The sequence below is a fragment of the Chryseobacterium sp. II3a genome (genome assembly GCF_057815135.1).
Map to the genome: position 1 here is coordinate 19,051 of NZ_JBYPZJ010000014.1, position 17,704 is coordinate 36,754.

A 17,704-nucleotide genomic window follows, 5' to 3' on the forward strand; every position below is an offset into this window, starting at 1 on the left:
ATGAAGGTAAGAGAAGCGAAACTGGAACAAATCATTCACTGGGCAGAAAACAATCCGGATGTCAGAGCTGTTCTTTTAACCAGTTCATTGGTAAATCCATTTGCTCCCGTAGATCATTTTAGTGACCTTGATGTAGAGTTGGTTTTTGAAAACAGGTCTATTTATGAAGACAGTCACGAATGGCTTAAGCTTTTCGGAGAACCGATTTCCATGGTAGAAGAAGATGATACTGTTTTTGAAGGAAAACATGCGATGAAGATGGTGCTGTTCAGAGATCATATAAAAGTTGACTTTAAGCTTTATCAGGTAAAGGAATTCTCTGAAGAGATCCATGCAGAAGTACTTCCGGATGATTGGGATCTGGGATATAAGGTTTTAATGGATAAAGATGGGCTGACAAAGGATTTGAAACCCCCAACTTATCAAACGATTATGATTCATCAACCTACAGAGAAGAAGTTTAATCAGGTATTGAATGATTTCTGGTGGGATACGACTTATGTGGCAAAATGCCTTAAGCGAGGTGATATTTTCTATGCTAAATTCATGTCTGAAGACGTATTAAGGACAGATTATCTGGTTCCTTTAATCGAATGGTATATTGCTAGCTCTCATGAATGGAATACTATAACCACAAACAAGCATGGAAGGCTCTTCAAAAAATATCTCTCAGAAGAACAATGGAGTAGAATAGAAGCTACCTTTTCAGGAAGTAATATTGAAGAAAACTGGACTGCTTTATTTGCTTTCGCTGATCTTGTTCACGAACTGGGAACTGTTTTGGCAGAAAAACTAGATTTTGAATATCCTTTTCAGCATGAAGCAGACATTCGGAATTATCTTGATGAAGTAAAAGCACTTCCTTAAGCAAATTCCTCCTGCCGGATCAGATTTTCAATACAATATTCTGCAATAGCTGTAATAGTCACAAACGGATTGACTCCAATGGTTCCGGGAATTAAGGATCCATCCAATACATAGAGATGTTCATGATCCTTTAGCTTTCCAAACTCATTGGTTGCTTCACCTAATACACATCCGCCCAGAGGATGATAACAAATATCAGCTCCAAAACCATTGTTGAAAAGAAAGTGGCTTCTGGTTCCTCCATTTGCTTTATTCATTTTTCGGATAAAAAATTTGGCATTTTCCTTCATTTTAGAAGTATGACTTTCATCCCAGTTCAATCTAATCTTTTGTGTGGTTTTATCATAACCTACTTCTCCTTTTTTATCGACTCTGTTAATCAGTAAATACAGCGCTGTGGCAACATCCATTCCCATCGGTAAGGGGGCAATTTCTGTGAAAAAAGGATGTTCTTTATCCTCCCAGTTGTCAATTCCTCCTACCGGAATGGTAGATTGTTTTGAACCTGTTCCGCCTGATAACGGTTTGACCCAGTTTCTTCCGGTCATAAAATTACCGTTGTTTCCCCAATTTTTGCCAATGTTTTCATGAACAGGAAAATTATTGAGAGCATTGGAATGAAACAGCAGTTGTAATGTTCCCATTGTTCCTGCGGAAAGAATCAGTTTTTTACAATTAAAAACCTTGTCTGCAACAACACTTCCGGAAGTATCAATTTGCTGAACATTTAATGTATAGCTTTTATCATCATTAAGCTTAATATGATCTACACAATGAAGATCCAGTATTTCGAGATTCCCGGTTTCCAACGCCTTTTTCAGGTAAGTTTTATCTAAACTGTTTTTTCCATGATTATTTCCATAGATGACCTCAGTATTGAGAGCGGAACGGGGAACTTCATTTAAATATTCCTTTTCCATATATTTAAAATCATATACATTAGGAACCCGCATGGTCTTGAATCCTGCCTTGTGAGCCTCTTCTTCACCTACTCTTGTGAATTTATAATAAGGACATTCTTTTAGAAACTTTTCATCAATAACATTTACTTTGAGTTCTTCCCGTACCAGAGGAAAGTAATGATTGTAAAACTTTTCAGCATCAAGATTGGGGAAAATCTCTCTGAAGTAACTTTCTTTGGGAGTTACGGCCATTCCTCCATTCACTAATGAGCCTCCTCCAACGCCTCTTCCCATCCAAATATTAATATTGTCAAAATCTATTCGGTCTAATGTTCCTGTGAAAGGCGTTAAAGAAAAGATATTCATAAAAGGAGCTATTGTCTTCTTTTTTAACCAGGCTGAACTTTTTCCCGGCTTTAAGAGATTGGAAAATGGAATCCTGGCTTTTTCCCAGTTAAGTCCCATTTCAAGCAAGATTACTTTTTTTCCGGCTTCACACAGACGTAAGGCAGAAACAGCACCGCCATACCCGCTTCCAACGATAATAATGGGAGCATCAACGGTTTCTTTTATCATATTGGTTCTTCGTTCAGCAGCCTGAAAAAGATCTGATTGTAGAAAATAAAAACCTGAGATGGCAAGCATGCTTGTTTTGATGAATTTCTTTCTGTCCATGGGCATTGCTGCTCAAAAAGTATGCTAGATCCGGAGGAAATTACTTTATTTAAAACAGATTATATTTTTTATTAGAATTTTAACTTTTGAAACGCGGGAAAATTCTTAGTTTTACTTATAATTTTACATTTAATGAAAAAATATATATTGGTCTTTTTCTTTTTACCCTTATTAGCCTTTTCGCAAAAAATGGTTTCCCGGGAGGTCATGGAAATCAAAAAATTTCAAAAAGATCTTGATAAAGAATACCTGGATCCAAAAGAAACACCTTTACGAGGAGATAATTTCAAAAATTTTAAAGGACATCCATTTTTCCCCTTTGACCTGAAGTATCGCGTAACAGCAAAGTTTGTCAGAACTAAAGATGCACAGCCTTTTGAGCTGCCAACATCTTCGGGTAAAACAAAATCTTATAAAGAATATGGAAAGGCAACATTTGAACTGGATGGAAAGTCTTATACCTTAACACTATATCAAAGTCTGGATCTTATTAAACAAGATCAATATAAAGACTACCTTTTTCTGCCTTTCCGTGACGCGACCAATGAGAAAGAAACCTATGGCGGTGGAAAATATATGGATTTGAAAGTCCCAAAAGGAAATACCATTGTTCTGGATTTTAACAAATCTTATCACCCGTTCTGTGCTTATAATGCCTACGATTATAATTGTCCTATTGTTCCTGAAGAAAATAAACTTCCTGTGGAAATACGGGCAGGGGTAATGTATGAAGATATTTATCATCATTAAATTATGGTAAGCTTAGAATTTTTTAAATCAGATGAGCATCTTTCGGATGTTAGCTATAGTTTAGACGAAAATCAGCTGCGTTTTACGGCTTCTCCTAATCAGGCTTTAGAAAATATTGAGAAAAGAGATGATCATGACGCATATCCCATTACAATTCTGGAAAATTTTGTTCCGGTAGGATTTTTTGTTCTTGACTTTGGAAAAGATAAATTTGAATTGACGGATAATGATAATTCTGTGCTGGTAAGATCTTTATCGGTAAATCCTGATGTGCAAGGTAAAGGAATTGGGAAAACTGCAATGATTCAGGTAGATGATTTTGTAAGAAAAAACTTTAGGCATTGCAATGAAATTGTTTTGGCTGTTAATCAGAAAAATAATTCAGCATATCACATTTATCTGAAAGCAGGATATATTTATGAGGGTAAAACCAGAATTGGGAGGAGTGGTCCGCAATACCTGATGTATAAAAAACTTTAATAAAATTTTAAAATTTTATTTTTTTTACTGCTGATTTGTTTCCATAACTTTGAGTAACATCAATTTACAAGTATGGAAATATCACTTCACAACCAGGTTGCAGTGGTTACAGGTGCCTCTAGTGGAATAGGCTCCGGTATTGCAAAATCATTAGCTTCAGCAGGGGCAATTGTTATTGTCAATCATTCTTCACCAAGATCTCAGGATGAAGCAAAATCAGTATTGAAAGAGATTACAGATGCTGGCGGGCAGGGAATTACCTATCAATGTGATGTTTCACAGGAAGATCAGGTGATTCAGATGTTCAAGGATGTTGTCTCAAAATTTGGAACGGTAGATATTTTGGTAAATAATGCCGGAATACAAAAGGATGCTAAATTTACTGAAATGACATTGGACCAATGGAATGCGGTAATAGGAGTGAATCTTACGGGTCAATTTCTTTGTGCAAGAGAAGCTATCAAAGAATTTCTTCGCCGGGGAATAGATCCATCCCGTTCCATAGCCTGTGGAAAGATTATCCATATCAGTTCTGTTCATGAGATTATTCCATGGGCGGGACATGCTAATTATGCATCCAGCAAAGGAGGTGTCAGAATGTTGATGCAGACATTAGCTCAGGAATATGGTGCAGATAAGATCCGAGTTAATTCTATTTGCCCGGGAGCTATTCAAACCCCTATCAATCAAAATGCGTGGAGTACGCCGGAAGCACTCAATTCACTTCTTACTCTTATTCCGTATAACAGAATTGGGCAGCCACAAGACATAGGAAATCTGGCGGCATTTCTTGCCAGTGATCTTGCAGACTACATTACAGGAACCAGCATTTTTGTTGATGGTGGAATGACAACGTTTGAGAGTTTCTCTACAGGCGGGTGATGGTTCAAAGGTTTAAAGTTTAAAGTTGGAGGACTGTTATTGTGAATACGTTTTACAAGCTGTTACTCATTGCTTATTATTCATTACTTATTACTCATAATTAACACTTATGTCAGAAAAACAAAGAGTTTCAGATGTTTCATGGAAAAAATGGGGGCCCTATGTAAGCAACCGTGAATGGGGGCTTGTTCGTGAAGATTACAGTGAAAATGGTGATGCCTGGAATTATACCAGTCATGATACAGCAGAAGCCAAAACCTACCGATGGGGTGAGGAAGGTATCTGTGGAATCTGTGATGATCTTCAGAAACTTGTATTCTCTGTCGGATTCTGGAATAAGAAGGATAAAATGGTAAAGGAACGATTCTTTGGCCTTACCAATGGGCAGGGGAATCATGGAGAGGACGTCAAGGAATATTTTTATTACCTGGACTCCACGCCTACTCATTCCTATATGAAGATGTTGTATAAATATCCTCAAAATGCCTTTCCTTATGATGATTTAATTAAAACCAATGCAGAGAGAAGTAAAGACGAACCTGAATATGAATTAATTGATACCGGAATCCTTGAGCATAATGAATATTTCGATATTTTTATTGAGTATGCTAAGGAAAGCCAGCATGATATTCTTGTCAGATTAACAATTATCAATAAAGCAGAGAAAGAGGCAGACCTTGTCATTTTACCTACAGCCTGGTTCAGAAATACCTGGAATTGGGGATATGATGACTATAAACCTCAATTGTCTGCTGAAGAAGCCACTCACATCAAGGTAAATCATCAGGATATTGAAGTGAAGAATATATATGCAAAGCAATCTTTAAAAACACTGTTTTGTAATAATGAGACCAATAACCAAAGGCTTTATGAGTCTTCCAACGAGTCAAGATATTGTAAGGATGGAATTAATGGCTTTGTACTGACGGGAAATTCTCAGGCAATTAACCCTAAAAATACAGGAACAAAAGCTTCATTTTTTATTGATGACCATTTTAAGGCTAAAGAGTCTAAAATATATGAATTCAGGCTTACGGATAAGGAATTAAAAGAACCCTTCGATGACTTTGAATCTATTTTTGAAGAACGGCATAAAGAAGCGGATGAGTTTTATGGAGAAATTCAGAAAGGAATCCAGTCGGAGGACGAAAAATTAGTACAAAGACAAGCATTTGCAGGGATGCTTTGGAATAAAATGTTTTACCATTATAATGTTGAGAAATGGCTGAAAGGTGATCCTGCAGAGATGCCCCCTCCTAAATCCCGTGAAAAAATAAGGAATTATGACTGGAAGCATCTCAATAATGAGCATATTGTTTCCATGCCCGATAAATGGGAATATCCGTGGTATGCCACTTGGGATCTTGCTTTTCATACCATCAGTTTTTCACTGATTGATCCGGATTTTGCCAAACATCAACTTAAACTTTTCCTCTTTGAATGGTATATGCATCCTAACGGGCAGCTTCCGGCCTATGAATGGAATCTTAGTGATGTGAACCCTCCGGTGCATGCCTGGGCAGTTTTTAGGGTATTTAAAATTGATGAATATTTAAAAGAAAAACCTGATCTGGAGTTTTTGGAAAGTGCTTTTCAAAAACTGTTGATGAATTTTACCTGGTGGGTAAATAAAAAGGATATCAATGGGAATAATATCTTCGAAGGCGGCTTCCTGGGACTTGATAATATTGGTGTATTTGACAGGAATTCTACTTTACCCAATGGAGAACAGCTGGAGCAATCAGATGGGACAAGCTGGATGGCTATGTTTGCATTGAATATGATGCGGATTGCATTGGAACTTGCTCAGTATAATAATGTATATGAAGAGATGGCAATGAAGTTTTTTGAACATTTCCTGGCCATCGCCAACTCACTGGATAATATGGGAGATGAAAATTTCAGCCTTTGGGATGAGGAAGATGAATTTTTCTATGATGCAATTGCTTCCAGTGATGGAACTCATATGTATTTACGGTTAAGAACTATTGTAGGATTAATTCCCATGTTCGCTGTAGAGGTAATAGATGATGAAATGATTGAAAACCTTCCGAATTTTAAAAAAAGAATGAAATGGGTACTGGATAACAAACCGGAACTGGCAGCGCTGGTTTCAAGATGGGAAGTGAAAGGCCAGGATTCCAAACATCTTTTATCCCTGCTGCGGGGCCATCGGTTAAAAAGGCTGCTGGCAAGAATGTTAAATCCTGAAGAATTTTTAAGTGACTATGGAGTAAGAGCTCTTTCCAAGGAATATGAGAAAAATCCTTATACATTGAATCTCAATGAAACTGATTATTGTGTGAAATATACTCCAGCAGAAAGTGACAGTGGATTGTTTGGCGGGAATAGCAATTGGCGAGGGCCGATTTGGTTTCCTATCAACTTTTTGATTATTGATAGTCTACAGCGGTTTTTCTTCTACTACAGCCCTGATTTTTTAGTTGAATATCCAACTGGAAGTGGAAATTATTCAAGCTTAGATCAAATAGCAGATTCTTTAAATAAACGATTAGCAAGGATATTTTTAAAGGACAATGAAGGGAAACGACCTGTACATGGACAATATGAGAAATTTCAAACTGATCCCGATTTTAAGGATTATATTTTGTTCTACGAATATTTTCATGGCGACAATGGCCGCGGAGTAGGGGCTTCTCATCAAACAGGGTGGACAGGCCTTATTGCAAAAATTCTCCAACCAAGGTTTATTAAGAAAGAGATTGCTGAATCTGAAACGGAAATGCCTGAAGATGCTGAAGAGAAAAGAAATTAAGAAGGCTACTCATATAAATAAGGAGGTAAAAAACAAAATAGTAAATAGAACTATTACATCTGTTTTTTTAAGCCTTGTCAAACACTTTTTATCTCTTTTAATTTATTCGAATATCTGTTGTATTACCTCTAATGATGCCGGATTTTTAAAATCGGTAATATGATAATGATAGTATACCAAAATGCTGTCAAGAAAATCTTTTCTCAAAGATGAATTTATTTTTACACTATAAAGATTTTCGGTAGTCAGGATCTTTTTCCAAATCATGGAGATTTCTTCACTGAATAACTGATGTGCAGAATTTGTTGAAAAAGTTCCGGTTTCCGGATCTAAAAAATTTCCTTCCCCTATTAAAGGAGCAACACCCTGTACTTTTAGTATAACAAGTAAAAACAGTAAATGACATTGATAATTTTGCTGTTCCAGTTCAGTAATAAATCTTTCAATACTGGAGAAAATAGTAAGGTTTTTGTTTTCAAGTTTTAGGATCTGATTCAGGAAGTCTGCAATAAAGAATATGACGGTACCAGCTTTGATATCAGCATAAGCATCATTTCCTTTTACCAATTCAAATTTTGAGATGGTAGCTATACCGCTTCCTCTTACAGGGCTGAGGGAGAAATTCAGTTTATTCAAGGGCTGCAGGAAGGCTTTCTTTTTATTTTTTCGGGAATAAATTCCTTTCAGAAAATAAGACTGAAAACCATCCTCCTCAGTAAAACAATGCAATACAGCATCATTTTCCCCATATTTGATGAATGAAAGTAAAAAACCGTTTTGTGTATTCATTAATTGACTACGCCTATTTTGGCTGTCGCTTTATCAGAACCATCTTCATTGGTCATGAGTACAAAGTAAATTCCTGATGCCACTCTGGCACCGCGCTGATTATTAAGATCCCATTCATAGGTTCCCCCTCGTGCTACTGCAGAGTGTACAACATTTCCAGCAGCATCAACAATTCTTATATTGGTTTTCTCTGCCAGTCCTTTAATTGTAACTTTCCCTTTAAAATTGGAATAAACTACAGGATTAGGATACACTAGTACATCTCCAAAGTTGGAAGTTACATCTGTGATATCTCCCTGATAAGTTACAATACCATTATAGGTTACAAAATATACTTTTCCTGTTTTTTTATCTACTTTTATATCAGTAACGCTATTGGTTGGAAGAGGAGAGTTTTCCATGGTGAAATGCTTGATGGTTCTTTGACCATCTGCAGAAAGATAATATACACCACCTCCGTCTACAGAAACCCATTTGTAATTTCCTCCATCTACTTCTACCTGAAGAATGCTGGAATCTCTGAAAAGCTCTTCGCCAATCCCGTTTTGCTCTATAATAATAGGATTAACTTTGGGTTCAGGAGTTTTTATTTCAGCAGCAGCATTCGATAAAACTCTTACTCCTTTGTCTGTACTAATCCATACGTCACCAGACTTGTCGGCAGCTACAGATAATGTTCCGGAAGCAGTGGTAGGAAATCCATTTTTTTCAACTAATATATAATCGCTATCATCGGAAAAGTTAAGTGCATCTTTATAATCATATACCCAAAAAGCATTTGACCTGGATAAAGGGATCCATAACATATTTTCATAAACGATAGGCTTTTGTACGGATGCACTTTTAAAATTAGAAACTTTTAGATTGAAATCATCCTTAGCCTTATCATATACAGCTACTGCAGGACCTCCGTCATTAAATGAAAATACAGCAAAGATATTGTTTTGGGTATCAGTTGTAAGACCTACAGCTCGTCTTTGTCCAGGAGTAGCCTGTACTGAATAACGTTTTGCAAAGTCAAAGTCTTTATTGGCAGCATTATATTTAAGTTTATAAATTCCTTGAACATCTGTTGCGTAGTTTGCAAAAAGAACCTCACTATTATCAAGAGGATTAAGAATAGCATCCAATACATTGAGAGTTCCTGTAAAAGTTTTAAAGTAAGATGGATAGATCCATTCTGTACCATTAAAATAATAAAAGCCGGGTCTTTTAGGGTTGATGACTGGTGTATTATATCTTTCAGCTCTGGCTCCGGTGGAAACCAGTAACTGATTATTATCGTGTATACTTATTTTATAAGCAAAATTAAATTCTGGTCCGGATGGTTTATAAGTATGATTGCTTTCATCCTTTATTCCTGATAGTATGGTTCCGCCAAATAATTTTCCGCCAGCCATTGTAGCAGTGTTACATTGCTCTCCGAAATCTACAGCATTCATATTGGTCCCGTTCAGACCAAATGTATAGACTCTGCTGTCAGTAACTACAACATTATTTTCAGTAACAACAACATCCTGAATGTTTCCAAGACTGACAGGCAGCTGAATAGGAGCTCCATTGTTATAGACGAATGCGGCAGTAGCGGATGAAAATGCTAATTCCGATTCAGAATCAATATGCTTGAAATTTCCGGGAATCTCTGTAACCCAAGTAGAATAGGCCGGAAAAGTATTATTGATTTCATGGCTCTTCAACCCTGAATTCGTTACAGAATAGACCTTATTCCCGAATATGGTAGCTTCATTACTTGCTTCAAATGTTCCTCCGGTTAGAAAAAATACAGAGTCTGCAAATTCTTTCTTTTTTATATTAAAAATTGATACTCCGTAGCCTACAGAAATTGTAGCTCTATCTCCTGTTATAGAAATATGATTGATTTTTTTATTTCCATTATAACCAGTCGCAATAGGTATATCAACAATATATTTAACCTCATTAGGGGTCACTACATCTATGGCCCCGTTTACATAACCAATAACCGCTGTTTTACTTTTAGGATCATAATCAAAAGCTGTTATTCCTATATTATGGAGACCAGTGGCTTTAGATAACTTCGTAATTTCTCCTGTTGATATGGTATAATAAAATATTCCGTTTTCTGTGGCAGCCACTATTCGCCCGTTGTCTTCCTTCATAGCTAAGACATTATTGTAGGAAAAGAGATCTGCCCATTTTTTTGATGAAATGACCTGAGCTTTTGTAAACTGCAGGGAGGCTAAAATACCAAGAGAAATTAGAGAGAGTTTTTTCATGTTATGCTATTATGCTGCTGTCTATTGCCTGGTTGTTCCAGGAAATATGCTGTACGTTTTTGTTTGTATCAAAATAAAAATCTATTCTACCTAAAAGAAGTCCTGCCCATCCTACCTGATTAACAAGAACGTTTTTGCCTTGTCTGTTAGTATATGTCTGAGGTTCCGGTAAGAATGTATGAGTATGGCCACCCAGAATGATATCAATATTTTCTGTGCTGGCTGCTAAAATTTTATCACTTACTTTGCTAGGCTCATCTTTGTAATCATATCCAATGTGTGAAAGGCAAATGACAAGATCACATTGCTGCTCTTTTTTTAAAAAGTTTGAATAATGCTGTGCTACATCAATAGGATTAGAATAAACGGTTTCTGCATACTGCTTCTTACCTACAAGTCCATCTAACTGGATTCCTACTCCAAAGATGCCAACCTTAATTCCGTTTTTGTTGAAAATCTTATAAGGAGATGTTTTTCCATCCAGAATCGTATTCTTAAAATCGTAATTTGAACAGATGAATGGAAACTTCGCATTCGGAAGAACCTTTAAAAATCCCTCAAGTCCGTTATCAAAATCATGATTTCCCATTGTAGAAGCATCATACTTCATCATGGACATTAATTTGAATTCCAGTTCACCACCAAAAAAGTTGAAGTAAGGTGTTCCCTGGAAAATATCTCCAGAATCAAGAAGAAGCACATTGCTTTCCTGGTTTCTGATTTGCTGAATTAAGCTTGCCCTTCTTGCAAAGCCACCCTGATTAGGGTTTTTTGTATAGCTTGCATCGAATGGTTCTATTCTGCTATGTTGGTCATTAGTATGAAGAATCGTTAGCTTATTTGCGGATTTTAAGTTAAGAATTTTTAATTCTTCCGCCATCATCATATTAGGAGCTAAAGCCATTGCTAAAGATCCACCACCTATTGCCTTTAAAAAACTTTTTCTATCCATTACTTTTTACCAATAAAATTTAGACGAACATCTGTAGGAGAAACAATCTCAGGATTTTTCTTAAAATAATCTATATATAAATCTCTAAGCTTAACTCCCGTGGGAATTGCTTCCCCTTTGGAAAAGAACTTCATATTATCACCGCCTAAAGCCAGATAGTCTGAAGTAGCAATATAATAATCTTTGTTAGGATCTACTTCTTTTCCATTAATTAGAGATTTAGATAATTGTCCGTTTTTGGTTTCAATATATAAATGAGAGACAGGATTGTTGACCTGTGTTTTGGCATAATATTCAAAAAGTCCGGGTAGGTCTGAACCTTTCATTTTTACAATAATTAATTCATTTTCGAAAGGCATTACCTCAAAAAGATTTTTCAGCATAATATCACCTTTCCCAATCGTAGTACGGATTCCTCCTATATTGATTAATGCAGCGTCAACATTTTGTTTAAGATGAGTTTTTGTCCATTCATCACCACCTTCAAGGGTGTAATCTGCTAAAAGATTTCCCAGATTGCTGTTATCCCCCTGCTTGGTAAGGTCTGTATTGGTGTGGGAGATCTTTTGGTTCATCTCTTTATCCAATTTCTGTTTATAAGGTTCGATAAATTTTACAAATTCCTCATCATTCTTTAGCTCATTATTAATAGAAATATTTTTCTGGGTCTTTACAGTCGCAAGTTGCGGCGCAGAAGCCGTTTTGCATGCAGTAAGAGATGCCAGAGCAATTCCTAGTAACAAGAATTTATTTTTCATAATATCTTTTAGTATATGCAAATATAACTATATGTATAATAAAACATTATTATTTATTACAAATTCTTATTGTAAATGATTAAATTTGGCAAAAATAATTCGAACAGATGAGCATTTTAAAAGGAGTAGGTGTTGCGCTGGTAACACCCTTTAATGAAGATTTATCCGTTGATTTCGACAGTTTAACAAAACTTGTTGAATATAATATTGAAAACGGAACCAATTATTTGGTAGTATTGGGAACTACAGCTGAGGCTGCAACGCTTTCTGATGAAGAGAAGAAACAGGTAATTGAGCATATCATTAAGGTGAATAATAAACGTCTTCCTTTAGTATTAGGAATAGGCGGTAACAATACTCTTGAGGTCAAGAAACAGATTGAAGAAGCAAATCTTTCTGCGTTTGAAGCAGTACTTTCAGTATCTCCATATTACAATAAACCTAATCAGGAAGGTCTTTATCAGCATTATAAAGTGCTAGCTTCTACAGGGAAAAATATTATCATCTATAATGTTCCATCCAGAACAGGGCAGAATATTGATGCGGATACTACAATACGTCTTGCAAAAGAATTCCCGAATCTATTGATGATTAAAGAAGCAGCTCCCAATATCTTGCAGTATTTTGACATTCTTAGAAAGAAACCGGAAGGTTTTTCTTTAGTATCTGGAGATGATGAATTCACTCTTCCTGTAACATTGGCAGGAGGTAATGGCGTAATTTCTGTAATCGGGCAGGGATATCCAAAAGAATTTTCTACCATGGTACAATTGGCTTTGGAAGGTAAGGTAAAAGAAGCTTATGAGATTCACAACAAATTGGTTGATATTACCCGTTTGATTTTTGCAGAAGGTAATCCTTGTGGGATTAAAGTTGTATTAGCAGAAAAAGGAATTATCAAGAATTATCTGAGACTTCCATTAGTTCAGGCATCAGAAGGACTTTATGGAAAAATTAAAGCTGAAATGGCAAACATTTAAGAGATGAATAGGTTAAGTTGAGGTCTTTTATACTCAATTGTTTAACGAAAGTAACCATTAATCAAATATAAGAAGTGAAAAGTTCAGGCTTTTCACTTTTTTTAATCATAATACAAAAAATATGAAATTAATAAAAGCGACAGGGAAAGATATTTCTCTTATTCAGGATCTGGCAAGAAGGTCTTGGGAAAATGCATATGCAGAGATCCTTTCCAACGAACAAATGGAGTATATGCTCTCAGAAATGTATTCTGAACAGGAAATTGAAAATCAGCTTCAGAATCCCAATTATCATTATTATCTGATTGAAGATGATAATATCCATTCTTATGAAGGATTTATTGGATATGAACATAATTATGAAGATCAGACTACAAAACTGCACCGTATTTATTTGGTTCCTGAAAGTAAAGGAAAAGGATTTGGGAAAGGGGCTCTTCTTTTTTTAAATGAGAAAGTTTCTGAGAACGGAAATAAGAGAATTATCCTTAATGTCAACAAACATAATGCTGCCAGAAACTTCTACGAATCCCAAGGCTACAAGGTTTATGGTGAAGGTGTTTTCGATATTGGAAACGGTTTTGTGATGGATGATTTTTTAATGGAGTTTCTAATTCACGAATAATTGACTTAAAATTTTGTAACTTTATCCTGTAATTCTATAACGGGTGATTTCTTTTTTTAGATCATCTTTGTTTCAGAACCAAATCACTTATATATAATACATTCATATGCTTGGTTTTGAGCTGACATAGCTTTTTATCAGTATATTTTTTTCATCCTTAGTGTTTAAATTCCTGTGTTTTCGAATGCAGGAGTTTTTGCGTATATATATTATGTTAAAAAAATATTTCCTATTTCACTTTTACTTGAAATAAATTATTATATTTACTAAAAAAATAGGCTTACTTATACAGGATGAAAATGTACGTTAAATTTGATTTCAATGCCCTTTGTAAAAAGGTATTGGACGAAAAACTGAAGGAGCACGGGCTTAAATACCGGTTGCTGAACTTTGGTGAGGTGGAGTTCTATGAACCTTTTACACAGGAACAGCATAATCTCTTCAAGAAGAATCTTGGTGATTATGGTATTGAAATCATAGAAAGCCAGAAAACAGCTTTGGTACAGAAAATAAAAGATGCAATTGTAGAACTCGTCTTCTCTGAAGAGATTATTCCCGTGAAGGCATCTATTTACATTTCTGAAAAACTGAATCACAGCTATGGATATCTTTCCAATCTATTTTCTGAGGTTGCTTATACTTCTATTGAGAATTTTATTATTCTCCAGAAAATTGAACATTCAAAAGCTTTGATCATAAGGAATAAACAAAGTCTTACCGAAATTGCCCATAAGCTGAATTATTCCAGTGTGGCACATTTAAGCACTCAGTTTAAAAATACAACAGGAATTACCCCATCACAGTTTCAAAAGATCATTGGAAAAAGAAGAAGAGCCCAAAGTACGGTAATAAACCCTAAAATGCAGTATGAATAAAGAATTTCTGAACGTAATTGTAGCAGATAACGATGAAAACACCTTAATTTTTTTTAAAAATATATTTAAAGAGCTGAAAATCTCAATAAAAGTTCAATGTTTCAGTAATGGAAAAGACTTGATGGAGTACCTCACTAATAATGATGCCGTCATTCCTGAAATCGTTTTTATAAATTACACTATTTCAGGAAAAGATAGTATGGAATGCATTGATGAACTGAAAATCAATCCGAAGTTCAACAATATGGTAACAGCCATTTATAGTGAAGAGATCTCAGAGAATGAAATTGAAGAAACTTTTGTAAGGGGGAACAATATTTGTATAAGAAAGCCTTCTGATTTCGGAACCTTAAAAAAGGTACTTACAGAGGTTATTACCATAAATTGGCAGTATCATACTTCAGGATTAAATAAAGATAATTTTATTCTAAAAGTTTGATGAATAGATAGTTTAAAATTTTCCATTTGAGATAAATGGGATGTTATTCATTGTATAATATTCACTTTAAAGTGAAAATTTTATAACTAATAATTGAAATAATATAAAAAAGAAGACCGTTAATATTCAGACATTTGTAAATGTAAACCTTGTGACACAAATTTAATTATATACATAAGATATAAATGAATGAGAAGTAATTGTTTCTACATACAATAATAAATCACGATGTAAACAAAATGAGTTATATTCATTTCCAATTTTAAAGCATAGAAGATCTTTAAACAAAACGGTACAATCATGAAAACTCGAAATAGTTGGAGATATTTTTATTCGTTTCATTCCCTCATCTCCACTAGACACAGTTAGTTTTTATAATAAGCAAGTTGGAAAAATAATTCATTTTGTTTTTTATAATTTATTTTAATAGTGATGACTTATCTTCAAATAATATTATATAGATATTTTCACACCACACCACATCACAAAATATTAAGTATAAGCTATTAAAATAAATTTTTTAAACAGACTTAAAAAAGTAATTTCTTCTAAATAACAGTTTTATAAGGGGACCGCAGGAAAATTTTCTGCGGTTTTTTTTATGAAATTTTACTCCATTTATTTTTCCCTTTATAGTACTTTATATAGTAATTTTTAATAATAAGATTATCTTGTCTTGCCAGCATAGGATCTGCTTCCAGAATTCTGTCAACCGTATTTTTAGTCGTTTTAATAATTGCCGAATCATTAACCAGATCCAACCTTTTAAAATCAACTACACCACTTTGTTGAGTTCCTAAAATATCACCTGGGCCGCGTAGCTGCATATCAACTTCGGAAATTTTAAAGCCGTCATTCGTTTCAGTCATAGTTTTGATACGGGTCCTGCTTTCTTTAGATAATTTATCAGAGGTCATCAGAATGCAATAACTCTGTTCGGCTCCTCTTCCTACACGTCCTCTGAGCTGGTGAAGTTGTGAAAGACCAAACCTTTCAGAACTTTCAATAACCATTACAGAAGCATTCGGAACATTTACACCCACTTCAATTACAGTAGTAGCTACCATAATCTCTGCCTTTCCTGAAGCAAAATAAGCCATAGCAGCATCTTTTTCATCCGGCTTCATTTTTCCATGCAGCATGGTAACATTGTAATCAGAGAAGAAATCCATAACATGTTCCAGGCCTTCCATCAGATTTTTGTAATCCAGAGTTTCAGACTCTTCAATCAGTGAGTAAACAAAATAAACCTGTCTTCCTTTTTTGATTTCATCTTTACAGAAATTATACACATACAACCTGTCTTTTTCTCTCCTGTGGGCAGTAATGATAGGCTTTCTTCCTACAGGCATTTCATCAATTACAGAAACATCCAGATCAGAATAAAAACTCATGGCTAATGTCCTCGGAATAGGCGTTGCAGTCATCACCAGAATATGAGGGGGAATTTTATTTTTAGCCCAAAGCTTAGCCCGTTGTGCCACTCCAAATCTATGCTGTTCATCAATAATAGATAACCCAAGATTTTTGAATTTAACCTTATCTTCCAGAACAGCGTGAGTTCCTACCAGAATAGAAAGCGTACCGTTTTCCAGTTCTTCGTGAATAATTCTTCTTTCTTTTATCTTGGTGGAGCCGGTTAATAACCGGACATTGATTCCTGTTTTTTCTAGTAAATCTTTTATCCCATTGTAATGCTGTTGGGCAAGAATTTCAGTAGGTGCCATCATACAGCTTTGAAAGCCGTTATCCATGGCAATAAGCATGGTCAATAAAGCCACCATCGTTTTTCCGGAACCTACATCTCCCTGCAAAAGCCTGTTCATCTGAATAGGTCTTTTCATATCCATCCGGATCTCCTTTAAAACTCTTTTTTGAGCACCAGTAAGTTCAAATGGAAGGTGATTTTCATAGAAATCATTGAAATGATCACCAATAATAGGAAACGGATTGCCGTAAGATTGTGTTTTATGATGAAGTTTTTTTAAACCATATCCCAATTGAAAAAAGAAAGATTCTTCAAATTTAAGCCTGAAATCTGCCTTATCAAAATGTTCCATATCCTTAGGGAAATGTATATTTAGGAAAGCGTGTTGCCGTGACATAAACTTGAATGTTTTCATCAGGTATTCCGGGAAATTTTCCTCAATAAGATTCGGAATTTCCCTGCAGATATTTCTTAAAGCATTTTGAAAGAATCTCTGGTTGAGACCTCTTTTGGTAAGTTTTTCAGAACTTGGATAAATAGGTTTTAAACGCGTTTCACCTTCTTTTTTTTCTTCAGCCTCAATTTCAGGATGCGGCATAGAAAATTGGCGGTTAAAAACATTGATTTTCCCAAAAATATAAACTTCACGATTGATAGGAAGCTGTTCTTTCAGCCATTTTGAATACTGAAACCATACGAGATCCATGCTTCCCGTATCATCATTGAATTTGGCCGTTAATCTCTTGGTTTTCCCGGTTTGAATTTCCTGAACCTGAGTAATCTTGCCTTTAAACTGAATTTCCTGACTTGTTTCTTCATGAAGCTGAGAAACTTTATAGATTTTGCTTTTATCCAGATAACGGATAGGGTAGAAGTTCAACATATCTTCTACAGTGGATAATCCCAACACGCTTTTGATGAGTTTGGCTCTTTCCGGACCTATTCCTTTTACATATTCTATGGAAGTTTCTAAAGTCATTTATAGTCTGAA

General features: G+C 35.2%; 15 protein-coding genes. 9 read left to right on the top strand and 6 right to left on the bottom strand.

Annotated features, from left to right (window positions below; translation table 11 throughout):
• Positions 1–867: an AadS family aminoglycoside 6-adenylyltransferase gene (locus tag AC3HD6_RS22385; protein WP_488898339.1), complete on the top strand. Its 867-nt coding sequence runs from the start codon at positions 1–3 to the stop codon at positions 865–867.
• On the opposite strand, the gene AC3HD6_RS22390 is transcribed toward AC3HD6_RS22385, so the two are convergent.
• Complete coding sequence (locus AC3HD6_RS22390) at positions 864–2,444, bottom strand: GMC family oxidoreductase N-terminal domain-containing protein (protein WP_488898340.1); 1,581 nt, start codon at positions 2,442–2,444, stop codon at positions 864–866. The genes AC3HD6_RS22385 and AC3HD6_RS22390 overlap by 4 nt on opposite strands.
• 132 nt (positions 2,445–2,576) lie before the next feature.
• Here AC3HD6_RS22390 and AC3HD6_RS22395 point away from each other — a divergent pair, with 132 nt between their 5' ends.
• From AC3HD6_RS22395 to AC3HD6_RS22410, 4 genes are all read left to right on the top strand, one after another.
• Positions 2,577–3,194 (top strand): DUF1684 domain-containing protein, encoded by a 618-nt coding sequence (locus tag AC3HD6_RS22395; RefSeq protein ID WP_488898341.1) that lies wholly within the window; start codon positions 2,577–2,579, stop codon positions 3,192–3,194.
• A 3-nt stretch (positions 3,195–3,197) separates the two neighbouring features.
• Positions 3,198–3,674, top strand: coding sequence for a GNAT family N-acetyltransferase (locus AC3HD6_RS22400; protein WP_488898342.1), 477 nt, complete (start codon positions 3,198–3,200; stop codon positions 3,672–3,674).
• A gap of 72 nt (positions 3,675–3,746) precedes the next feature.
• Entirely contained in the window at positions 3,747–4,556 is an 810-nt protein-coding gene (locus AC3HD6_RS22405) for a glucose 1-dehydrogenase (RefSeq protein ID WP_488898343.1), read from the top strand.
• Positions 4,557–4,665: 109 nt separating this feature from the next.
• Positions 4,666–7,332: an MGH1-like glycoside hydrolase domain-containing protein gene (locus AC3HD6_RS22410; RefSeq protein WP_488898344.1), complete on the top strand. Its 2,667-nt coding sequence runs from the start codon at positions 4,666–4,668 to the stop codon at positions 7,330–7,332.
• Positions 7,333–7,434: 102 nt separating this feature from the next.
• Here AC3HD6_RS22410 and recO read toward each other — a convergent pair whose 3' ends face one another.
• The 4 genes from recO to AC3HD6_RS22430 are packed head-to-tail and all read right to left on the bottom strand — an operon-like array spanning position 7,435 to position 12,086.
• On the bottom strand, positions 7,435–8,121 hold the full coding sequence (gene recO / locus AC3HD6_RS22415; RefSeq protein WP_488898345.1) for a DNA repair protein RecO: 687 nt from the start codon (positions 8,119–8,121) through the stop codon (positions 7,435–7,437).
• Positions 8,121–10,376, bottom strand: coding sequence for a type IX secretion system anionic LPS delivery protein PorZ (gene porZ / locus AC3HD6_RS22420; protein ID WP_488898346.1), 2,256 nt, complete (start codon positions 10,374–10,376; stop codon positions 8,121–8,123). Before porZ ends, recO begins: the two co-directional genes overlap by 1 nt.
• 1 nt (position 10,377) lies before the next feature.
• Positions 10,378–11,328 carry a bifunctional metallophosphatase/5'-nucleotidase gene (locus AC3HD6_RS22425; RefSeq protein WP_488898347.1) on the bottom strand — a complete coding sequence of 317 codons (951 nt, stop codon included), beginning with the start codon at positions 11,326–11,328 and terminating at the stop codon, positions 10,378–10,380.
• On the bottom strand, positions 11,328–12,086 hold the full coding sequence (locus AC3HD6_RS22430) for a 5'-nucleotidase C-terminal domain-containing protein (protein WP_488898348.1): 759 nt from the start codon (positions 12,084–12,086) through the stop codon (positions 11,328–11,330). The genes AC3HD6_RS22425 and AC3HD6_RS22430 overlap by 1 nt, the downstream gene beginning before the upstream one ends.
• Before the next feature lie 107 nt (positions 12,087–12,193).
• On the opposite strand from AC3HD6_RS22430, the gene dapA reads away from it, so the two are divergent.
• From dapA to AC3HD6_RS22450, 4 genes are all read left to right on the top strand, one after another.
• Positions 12,194–13,066 carry a 4-hydroxy-tetrahydrodipicolinate synthase gene (gene dapA, locus AC3HD6_RS22435; protein WP_488898349.1) on the top strand — a complete coding sequence of 291 codons (873 nt, stop codon included), beginning with the start codon at positions 12,194–12,196 and terminating at the stop codon, positions 13,064–13,066.
• Between the two features lie 121 nt (positions 13,067–13,187).
• A complete protein-coding gene (locus AC3HD6_RS22440; protein WP_488898350.1) occupies positions 13,188–13,691 on the top strand; it encodes a GNAT family N-acetyltransferase in 504 nt (167 codons plus the stop codon).
• A 293-nt stretch (positions 13,692–13,984) separates the two neighbouring features.
• Positions 13,985–14,566, top strand: a complete 582-nt coding sequence (locus tag AC3HD6_RS22445) for a helix-turn-helix domain-containing protein (protein WP_488898351.1) — start codon at positions 13,985–13,987, stop codon at positions 14,564–14,566.
• Positions 14,559–15,005: a response regulator gene (locus AC3HD6_RS22450; RefSeq protein ID WP_488898352.1), complete on the top strand. Its 447-nt coding sequence runs from the start codon at positions 14,559–14,561 to the stop codon at positions 15,003–15,005. The genes AC3HD6_RS22445 and AC3HD6_RS22450 overlap by 8 nt, the downstream gene beginning before the upstream one ends.
• A gap of 599 nt (positions 15,006–15,604) precedes the next feature.
• Here AC3HD6_RS22450 and recG read toward each other — a convergent pair.
• Positions 15,605–17,692, bottom strand: coding sequence for an ATP-dependent DNA helicase RecG (recG, locus tag AC3HD6_RS22455; RefSeq protein ID WP_488898353.1), 2,088 nt, complete (start codon positions 17,690–17,692; stop codon positions 15,605–15,607).
• Positions 17,693–17,704: the final 12 nt, after the last annotated feature.

What these genes read in the sequence shown, in the direction of transcription:
- AC3HD6_RS22385 (WP_488898339.1), top strand. Translation starts at nt 1, where the DNA reads ATGAAGGTAAGAGAAGCGAAACTGGAACAAATCATTCACTGGGCAGAA.
- AC3HD6_RS22390 (WP_488898340.1), bottom strand. Translation starts at nt 2,444, where the DNA reads ATGGACAGAAAGAAATTCATCAAAACAAGCATGCTTGCCATCTCAGGT.
- AC3HD6_RS22395 (WP_488898341.1), top strand. Translation starts at nt 2,577, where the DNA reads ATGAAAAAATATATATTGGTCTTTTTCTTTTTACCCTTATTAGCCTTT.
- AC3HD6_RS22400 (WP_488898342.1), top strand. Translation starts at nt 3,198, where the DNA reads ATGGTAAGCTTAGAATTTTTTAAATCAGATGAGCATCTTTCGGATGTT.
- AC3HD6_RS22405 (WP_488898343.1), top strand. Translation starts at nt 3,747, where the DNA reads ATGGAAATATCACTTCACAACCAGGTTGCAGTGGTTACAGGTGCCTCT.
- AC3HD6_RS22410 (WP_488898344.1), top strand. Translation starts at nt 4,666, where the DNA reads ATGTCAGAAAAACAAAGAGTTTCAGATGTTTCATGGAAAAAATGGGGG.
- recO (WP_488898345.1), bottom strand. Translation starts at nt 8,121, where the DNA reads ATGAATACACAAAACGGTTTTTTACTTTCATTCATCAAATATGGGGAA.
- porZ (WP_488898346.1), bottom strand. Translation starts at nt 10,376, where the DNA reads ATGAAAAAACTCTCTCTAATTTCTCTTGGTATTTTAGCCTCCCTGCAG.
- AC3HD6_RS22425 (WP_488898347.1), bottom strand. Translation starts at nt 11,328, where the DNA reads ATGGATAGAAAAAGTTTTTTAAAGGCAATAGGTGGTGGATCTTTAGCA.
- AC3HD6_RS22430 (WP_488898348.1), bottom strand. Translation starts at nt 12,086, where the DNA reads ATGAAAAATAAATTCTTGTTACTAGGAATTGCTCTGGCATCTCTTACT.
- dapA (WP_488898349.1), top strand. Translation starts at nt 12,194, where the DNA reads ATGAGCATTTTAAAAGGAGTAGGTGTTGCGCTGGTAACACCCTTTAAT.
- AC3HD6_RS22440 (WP_488898350.1), top strand. Translation starts at nt 13,188, where the DNA reads ATGAAATTAATAAAAGCGACAGGGAAAGATATTTCTCTTATTCAGGAT.
- AC3HD6_RS22445 (WP_488898351.1), top strand. Translation starts at nt 13,985, where the DNA reads ATGAAAATGTACGTTAAATTTGATTTCAATGCCCTTTGTAAAAAGGTA.
- AC3HD6_RS22450 (WP_488898352.1), top strand. Translation starts at nt 14,559, where the DNA reads ATGAATAAAGAATTTCTGAACGTAATTGTAGCAGATAACGATGAAAAC.
- recG (WP_488898353.1), bottom strand. Translation starts at nt 17,692, where the DNA reads ATGACTTTAGAAACTTCCATAGAATATGTAAAAGGAATAGGTCCGGAA.